The organism is Bacillus nitratireducens, from assembly GCF_001884135.1.
Taxonomy (GTDB): Bacteria; Bacillota; Bacilli; order Bacillales; family Bacillaceae_G; genus Bacillus_A; species Bacillus_A nitratireducens.
Genome location: NZ_MAOC01000078.1, coordinates 135,138 through 143,278, shown reverse-complemented (window position 1 = coordinate 143,278; position 8,141 = coordinate 135,138). Strand labels below are relative to the sequence as shown.

7 protein-coding genes are annotated in these 8,141 nt (G+C 35.6%); 6 read left to right on the top strand and 1 reads right to left on the bottom strand.

The features are described 5' to 3' along the window. The 5 genes from BAU23_RS21195 to BAU23_RS21175 form a co-directional block, all read left to right on the top strand. Positions 1 to 829: MSCRAMM family protein (locus tag BAU23_RS21195; protein WP_116733310.1), on the top strand; the 829-nt coding region annotated here is incomplete at its 5' end. Between the two features lie 826 nt (positions 830 to 1,655). Continuing rightward, positions 1,656 to 2,651, top strand: a complete 996-nt coding sequence (locus BAU23_RS21190) for a hypothetical protein (protein WP_071735108.1) — start codon at positions 1,656 to 1,658, stop codon at positions 2,649 to 2,651. Between the two features lie 250 nt (positions 2,652 to 2,901). Further along, the gene (locus BAU23_RS21185; RefSeq protein WP_000606829.1) at positions 2,902 to 3,198 is read left to right on the top strand and encodes a hypothetical protein; all 297 of its coding nucleotides are present in this window, start codon (positions 2,902 to 2,904) and stop codon (positions 3,196 to 3,198) included. A 73-nt stretch (positions 3,199 to 3,271) separates the two neighbouring features. Further along, positions 3,272 to 3,748 carry a PH domain-containing protein gene (locus tag BAU23_RS21180; protein ID WP_001182711.1) on the top strand — a complete coding sequence of 159 codons (477 nt, stop codon included), beginning with the start codon at positions 3,272 to 3,274 and terminating at the stop codon, positions 3,746 to 3,748. Next, positions 3,741 to 5,159 carry a PH domain-containing protein gene (locus BAU23_RS21175; RefSeq protein WP_071735107.1) on the top strand — a complete coding sequence of 473 codons (1,419 nt, stop codon included), beginning with the start codon at positions 3,741 to 3,743 and terminating at the stop codon, positions 5,157 to 5,159. The genes BAU23_RS21180 and BAU23_RS21175 overlap by 8 nt, the downstream gene beginning before the upstream one ends. A gap of 130 nt (positions 5,160 to 5,289) precedes the next feature. On the opposite strand, the gene hmoB is transcribed toward BAU23_RS21175, so the two are convergent. Continuing rightward, complete coding sequence (gene hmoB / locus BAU23_RS21170; protein WP_000644086.1) at positions 5,290 to 5,793, bottom strand: heme-degrading monooxygenase HmoB; 504 nt, start codon at positions 5,791 to 5,793, stop codon at positions 5,290 to 5,292. Between the two features lie 127 nt (positions 5,794 to 5,920). Here hmoB and BAU23_RS21165 point away from each other — a divergent pair, with 127 nt between their 5' ends. Next, complete coding sequence (locus BAU23_RS21165) at positions 5,921 to 8,038, top strand: transglycosylase domain-containing protein (RefSeq protein ID WP_071735106.1); 2,118 nt, start codon at positions 5,921 to 5,923, stop codon at positions 8,036 to 8,038. The last annotated feature ends 103 nt before the right edge of the window (positions 8,039 to 8,141 follow it).

Sequence of the window (8,141 nt, the reverse complement as noted above, 5' to 3'; positions counted from 1 at the left end):
CCAAAAAGCATTAGCAGGCGTAGTCTTTGAAGTGCAAGATGAGCAAGGAAAAGTAGTAACAGAAGTAAAAACGGATAAAGAAGGAAAAGCAACAATTTCAGATTTATCTGTAGGAAAGTACAAATTAGTAGAGAAAGAAAACTTACCAGGCTACAAAAAATTAACAGAACCAGTATCATTTGAAATCAAAAAAGGTATGACGGAAGTCTTATCATTGAAAGTAGAGAATGAACAGTTAGACAAAGGTTCAGTGGAAATTACAAAAATGGCTGCTGAAAGTAAGAATGTATTATCAGGGGCAGTGTTTGAAGTCCATGACGAAAAAGGAAAAGTAGTAACGAAAGTAACAACAGATAAAGAAGGAAAAGCGAAAGTCTCAGACTTATCTGTAGGTCACTACACACTTGTAGAAGTAGAAGCACCAAAAGGTTATGAAAAATTAACTAATCCAATTCCATTTGAAATTACAAAAGGAATGGTAAGTCCGGTTCAATTAGAAGTATTAAATAAATTGACTTCTTTAGCACCACCAGATCCAGAGAAGCCTGGAACAACAGATCCAGAGAAGCCTGGAACACCAGATCCAGAGAAGCCTGGAACAACAGATCCAGAGAAGCCTGGAACAACAGATCCAGAGAAGCCTGGAACAACGAACCCAGAGAAACCTGGAACAACAGATCCAGAAAAACCTGGAACAACGAACCCAGAGAAACCTGAAAAAGAATTACCGAAGACAGGGCAGAAAATGCCTGTGGAACCATATATGGGAGCACTTCTTGTAATGATGAGTTTTGGATTGCTCGTATTAGGTAGAAAACAGCAAAGATAATAAAAGTGAAAAGGTATCCTCAAAGTATTTGGGGATACCTTTTTTATATTATTTGGCATAATAAAAAAGGCATCTAGCAAAAGTACTAGATGCAAATAAAAACACAAGGGAAGATAAATGTCTCCCGTTTCCCGTATGTGATTATTTCAAAAAATTATAAAAAACTAGCTTTATTATATATATTTGATGTGTAAAGTTATGGAAGTAAAAGGTTACACGTTTTCGTAGAGTTTTGTTAAAAAAAAGAGCTATTTATGTAATTAATTTTAACATTTTAGGAAAGAAGCCTCTTTCCTAAAGTGTTTGAAGGACGATAGCCGAACGGTAGGTGGAAGATGAAATTCAGTTTGGAATCTTATTGACGCCTTACAATATAGGTAGGGGAAAATAATGTAAAAAAACCATTGCATGTTTCAAATCACTATGTTACATTTGTGTTACAGAAAGGTTACAAGATGTGACTTTTGTTACATCTTGTTTTCTGTTGTTTTCGGTATGTTACAAATTATAGTTTGTAGTTCCAATCAACTGAGAATATTTAAAGTTGAAGAAATAGCAAACTATGAACTAAAAATGATTTTCTATGTGTATAAGAGTGTGTGTAGTAAAGAGCCTGAGTGAGAGCTTTATGCACATTATTAAAATTCCTTTCTGTCTTAAAAGAAGAAGACTACCAACTATTTAGGGGTTTTAAGTAATGAGAGTAAATGAAATGTACTTCTTTTCCCGCGCGCAATGTAGTACATAATTTACTTTTAGCCTAATTACTACACAGACTTTTATACATATGAGGTTATTGTTTTAAGCATATATAGGGGGAGAGAAAATGAGAAAGTTATTAACAGTAATTGGACTTATGTTTTTAATGCTAGCTGGATGTAGTAATGGGGATTTTGAAAAAGCAATGGATGAAGGAAAGACTGCGTTAACGAATAAAGAATATAAAAATGCTTTATCATCATTTGAACGAGCACTAGATGAGAAAAAAGATGATTCAGATGCAAAAGTGTTTGCAGAGCAAACGAAAGCAATGATTGAAGCAGTGAAGCTAAAAGAAGAAGCAAAGTTAGAAGAATCGATCAAGTCATTTGAAAAAGTAGAGAACATGAAGAATGGAAATACTACGCTTATAAAACAAGCCAAGGAAGAACGAACAGCACTGCTAGCCATCTTAGAACAAAAAAAGAAGTATAGCGAGCAACTGGCGAAAAGTGAAGAGTTAATAAGTAAGAAAAATTATGCAGAAGCGAAAGAGATATTAAATAAGCTAGTTGCAGAAACAAAAGATAATAAGAACCTTGAAGAATATAATAAAAAAGCCGTAGGATTAGTTACTAAAATTGGTGAAGAAGAAAAAACTGCAAAGAATGTAGCGGCAGCAGCGAAGGCACAAAAAAATGATGCAGTAACGAGTCAAAAGGTAGCAACAGAAAAGACTCAAAAAACTGAGGCAGAAAAAAATCAAAAGGTAGCAACAGAAAAGAACCAAAAAACTGAGACAGAAAAGAATCAGAAGGTAGTAACAGAAAAGAACCAAAAAAATGAGACAGAAAAGAATCAAAAGGTAGAAGCAGAAAAGAACCAAAAAGTAGAAACAGGAAAGAATCAAAATGCATTTACTTTTGAGAAAGCAAAAGAATATATCAAAAATGAATATAAAGAAGACTATGATTACACGCTAGAGAATACGCAAGTAGAGAATGGAAAGAAATATTATCAAATAAGAGTGCATACGACATATAAAATAGAAGGTGCAGGTGGACCAGGATTTACTGGTGTATTTAAAGTATTCGAAGACGGTACAATCGTTGAAGTGCACTAAATTGATGGAAAAGGTATCCTCAAAGTATATGAGGGTACCTTTTTTAGCATAAAAAAAGGCATCTAGCAAAAGTACTAGATGCAAATAAAAACACAAGGGAAGACAAAATTCTTCCCGTTTCCCGTAAGTAATTATATCAAAAAATTTATAAAAAACTAGCTTTATTTTTTATATAATTGATGTGTAAAGCTATGAAATTATAAGATTACACTGTTTTCATAGTGTTTTATTGAAAAAAGGAGCTGCGTATATGATTAATTTTAAACCAGAAAATTTAAACCAACTACTAAAAGTGACGCTTATAAGTGCGAATAAATCTTATGATGCGATTAAAGATTATGAATTTACGGGAGAAGCAGTAGTATTCCGTGTAGACTTCGAATATATTGACGTTTCTCTAATGATTGTAGATATGTTAGGAAGATCAGCTTCTAAATTTAACATTTTGCCATATGCCCGTCCTAATACGAATGAAATAGATTACATTCAGTTTCATGTGTATTCGATTAATGAAGGGAATTTTAAAGAAATGATCGATACGATGTAAAAACTATAATTTTACAAATATGTATATACCAACTAATATATAATTAATAAATTCATATAATTGGAGTGATGAGATGCAGCCGTTAGAAAGGGAGATTCATTCTAATATGCTGAAAGTGTGGAGAATTCACGCTTTAATTGGGGCGGCAGTTATACTAGCAGTCGTAATTGCGTATTTCTTTTTTATGATCAATTTTAACTGGTGGGGCTGGTTGTTTGGACTATTAGTAACAGGTGCTATTACATTTATCCCACTTGATTATTTTGTATTTCCAAATTTACGTCAACGCTATTATAGTTACAGATTAAATGAAGAAGAGATTGAGATTCAAAAGGGAATGTTCGTTGTAAAACGCGTACTCATTCCGATGATTCGTGTGCAGCACGTAACGATTGAACAGGGCCCAATTATGAGAAAGTATAATTTAGCAGAATTACATATTTCAACAGCGGCAACTTCTCATAGTATTCCCGGTTTAACGAAAGAAGAAGCAGAGCAGCTGAAAAGACAAATTGGAGAGCTTGCGAAAGTGAGTGATGAGGATGTATAAGAGGCAACATCCGATTACGATATTATTAGGTATTCGAATTACGGCTTTGTTGCCTTTTATTTTTCTTGTTTTATTTCGTTCAGATGGTGAAGTAGAACCTTGGTATTTCTTACATCTTGTTCTTTTGTTTGTATTATTTATTATGGCTATTTTTTCAGTTGTAAAATGGTTTTTCAAAGTATACTGGGTTGAAAATAATATTTTACATATTAAACATGGTGTTTTTGTGAAGAAGGAAAGTTATTTAAATAAAGACCGTGTGCAAAACATTAGTACATCTTCTAATGTCATTTATCAAATGCTTGGGCTTACGAAATTAAATATAGAAGTAGCGGGCGGCGGTAGTGAGCCGGAAGTGATGTTAGCTGGTATTAAAGAAGATGAAGCGAAGGAACTAATTGCCTTACTAAATAAAAAAAGAAGCGCTGCGAGTGAAGAAGTGCCCATGACAGAGGAAAGTAAGACGATTTATCAGTTAACGATGAAAGAGATTTTAGTAGCTTCCATTACGTCTGGTAGATTCGGATTAGTGTTTTCTGGATTACTTCTTATTTACACAGAGTTTAATCAATTTCTTCCAAAATGGCTCATAAATAAAGTGGAAGCGTATGTGATGGATAACGGTGTATATGAATTAATCGTTATGGCCGCGATTTTAATGGCAATTTCGTGGGTCATTTCTACGGTCGGCTATGCATTAAAATACGCGAACTTTAAAATTGAGCGAAACGGAAATGAAATTCGCATCGTTCAAGGGTTATTTGATAAGAAAGAGTTTGTGTTAAAATTACACCGCATTCAAGCGATTACTGTAAAAGAAGGAATTCTTCGCCAGCCTTTCGGTTATTGCTCTGTCGAAGTGGAAGTCATTCAAAGTATAGAAGCGGCAGGGAATGAAGTGATGTTACATCCTTTCATGAAGAAAAAGGATGTACAGCAGCTACTTGCCTATTTACAGTTGCCATATGAAATAGAAGAAGAAATCGTTCCTTTACCGAAGGCTGCATTGCGCCGTTATATTATTATGGGCTGGATTACAAGTGCCGTACTCGCAGTGCCGATCGCCGGTGCGAGTATATATTTTAAACAAAATATTGCGTTATTCACCCTGATACCACTATTTATCGTATTTACGTTACTTGCATACGCTAGATATAAAAGTGGTGGATATATGATACGAGACAATCAGTTAGTAATGGTGCACCGAGGTCTCGCGAAATACACAGGGATCATGCGAAGAAGACATATTCAAGTAGTCGGATACAATCAATCTTATTTTCAAAAGAAAGACGAGTTATGTACAGCTGCTGTAGCGGTGGCGGGACATGGTTATGAAGTGAAGCATATGCGAAAAGAAGACGCGCTTCGTATATATAATTGGTATAAAGAAAAAGGAAACACCGGTGTGTAATGGTGTTTCCTTTTTTGTCGTTAAATCGATATCTTTAGTTGAATCGTTGATATATTTCAAAATGTGATAGATATATTCGGAAAATCGTTAATATAATTTCACGTACGGCCGGTGTTGTACTACTTTTAAATTAAACTAACACATCAAAAGTAGTCACAAAAGATGGACGAGAGAAAATGCTTTTTTGCTGTTCTGCATGTGGATGCGCCTGAGCCTGAGCTTGTCCCTCTGCTTGTGCAGGACGTTTTTTATGAGCGTTTTCGAATGAACGTGATTCTGTCCAGTCTTTAAAGTTTTGCTCAGTTTCCCACATCGTTAAGATGACATATGTATCGTTACTTAATGGGCGAAGAACACGGATTGCTTGGAAGCCAGGTTCATTTTCGATAAGACCTGCGCGGTTTTTAAAACGGTTTTCAAATACTGGGCGACCTTCGTCTGTTACAGAAATGTTGTTACAAACAATATAGCCAGGTTGTCCTTTAAATTCTCCAACAGAGTCTAATACGTCATACTGAAGTGCCGATTCTACAGATTCTTCTGTATTTTCTTTATAAAACATATCTTTTTCGTTATTTTTTGCAGTGAAATGTGCTTGTTCTAGAGGTGTTTCGTATGAAATAATAGCCTTCATTTTAATGCCCCCTTTATGGTTTGTCTCTATTATATCAATTCTCTTAAAAAACTTCGAAGATTATATACATAAAGATACTTCTTTTTCAAATAATAAATGTACCATCATTTGGAAAGAAGGCCGATGTATGAAGAAAGCAAAGTGGACTTTATTGGGCGGGTTAGCAACGTTTGTAGTAGCAATTGTACTTTATAAACTTATTGTGTTAGCTGGTGGCTATATGATGGATGAAAAGCAGCTTGTTTTCCACTCTTCATCACGTATCGTTGACCAGAAAGGAAAAGAAATTACGAAATTATATGTAGAAAATAGAGAGCTCGTGCCGATCGAAGAAATTCCAAAGTACGTGCAGCAAGCATTTGTTGCTGTGGAGGATTCTCGTTTTTATGAGCATCAAGGAATTGATTATCCTTCTATATTTCGGGCGCTTTATAAAGACGCGTTAGCTGGAGAGAAGATAGAAGGCGGTAGTACAATTACGCAGCAATTAGCTAAAAACGTCTTTTTAACTCGTGAAAAAACATTTACACGCAAATTGAAAGAGGTCGCAATTTCTCTTCAATTAGAGCAAAAATATACGAAGCAGCAAATTCTTGAAATGTATATGAACCATATTTATTTTGGCCATGGGGCATATGGAATTCAAGCGGCGGCAAAGTTGTATTTTAATAAAAATGTAGCAGATTTAACAGTAGAAGAGGGGGCTATGCTTGCAGGGCTTCCGAAAGCGCCAAATGGCTATTCACCGTACTTATCCCCTGAGAAGAGTAAGGAACGCCGTGATCTTGTTTTGTCACTTATGCATAAACAAGGCTATTTAACAGCGGAAGATAGTGTTCGTTACCAGGGGAAAACAATCGCTCTTTATAAAAATTCAGATGAACGTGAACTTGCATATATGCCGTATATCGATATGGTTATAGATGAAGCAGCACGTTTATACGGTTTGTCTCATCAAGAAGTGCTTCGCGGAGGGTATACGTTTGTTGTACCGATGGATGAAAAAATTCAAAAGGTAGCATATAACCAGTTTCAAGATGCGAGAAATTTCCCTGGTAAAGAAAACGGGGCGCAAGGTGCATTTTTATTAATGGATAATCAAACTGGCGGAATTAAAGCAGCAATTGGCGGAAGAGAGTATGTTCCGAGAGGGCTTAATCGTGTTTTTGCAAAAAGGCAGCCTGGTTCTGTTTTAAAGCCGCTTATCGTATATGGACCAGCACTTGAGACGAAAAAATATAATCCATATTCTTTATTAACGAATGAAAAAAGTTCGTTTGAAGGCTATGAACCTCGAAATTATAATCATGAGTATACGAAAGAGATGACGATGTATGATGCGGTATTAGAATCAGCAAACGTGCCAGCTGTTTCTTTATTAAATGAATTAGGGGTAGATGAGGGAAAGCAATATTTAGAGAAAGGAAATGTTCATATTGCGGACTCAGGTTTAAGCACGGCACTTGGCGGGCTTAAAAATGGTGTTTCTCCATTTGATCTTGTTAAAATGTACCGCTCTTTTTTAGCGAACGGGAATATTATTGAACCGCACGTTATTGATAAAGTGTTAAATAGACACGGTGCAGTTATTGGAGAATCATCAAAAGATGAAACGAAAGTCTTTTCAAAGCAAACGGCATGGTACATGACAAAGATGCTGGAAGGAGTTGTGAAAGAAGGTACGGCGAAAGCCGGTGTATATAATGGAGCTTTAGCTGGAAAGACAGGCACAACTTCATTGCCGAATGATGACCATGGTGCGCGCGATATGTGGTTTGTTGGATATACACCGAATTTAGTAGGGGCAGTTTGGATTGGTTATGACCGCACTGATAAAGAGCATCAATTACAAGATGGAAATGCATCTGCAACGATGTTATTTAAAAAGATTTTAACGAAAGCAAACATACAAGATAAAGCGAGTTTTCATCGGCCAAAAGGTGTTGAAACAATTGGACTGCCAATTCGTTTAGATAAGATTAAAAACGTGGAGGCAAAACTGGCATTTAGTCCTTTCGGTTTATTTACGATGAAACTAAGTTGGACGCCGCTTCCTGATGAGCGAATTATGTACCGGATTTATAAAGTTGAAAAAGGAATTCATACTCATGTTGGGACGGTAAAAGGAGCTGGGAAATATGAGGAAAAGTTTATTAACATATTCTCAAAACCAAGTTTTTACGTTGTGCCATTTAACACACAAACGAACCGTGAAGGAGAAAAGTCAAAAGTAGCTAAACCGTAGTTTTTCTCTGTGCTATAATAAGAATGTTGTGATAATAGTAAGCGGTTTTACGAACATTTGTGTCAATTTCATGAACAACGTACATAATGCTATGCATTTTGTT

Coding starts and splice junctions, on each gene's coding strand:
- BAU23_RS21165 (WP_071735106.1), top strand. CDS start 5,921: ATGAAGAAAGCAAAGTGGACTTTATTGGGCGGGTTAGCAACGTTTGTA.
- BAU23_RS21185 (WP_000606829.1), top strand. CDS start 2,902: ATGATTAATTTTAAACCAGAAAATTTAAACCAACTACTAAAAGTGACG.
- BAU23_RS21180 (WP_001182711.1), top strand. CDS start 3,272: ATGCAGCCGTTAGAAAGGGAGATTCATTCTAATATGCTGAAAGTGTGG.
- hmoB (WP_000644086.1), bottom strand. CDS start 5,793: ATGAAGGCTATTATTTCATACGAAACACCTCTAGAACAAGCACATTTC.
- BAU23_RS21175 (WP_071735107.1), top strand. CDS start 3,741: ATGTATAAGAGGCAACATCCGATTACGATATTATTAGGTATTCGAATT.
- BAU23_RS21190 (WP_071735108.1), top strand. CDS start 1,656: ATGAGAAAGTTATTAACAGTAATTGGACTTATGTTTTTAATGCTAGCT.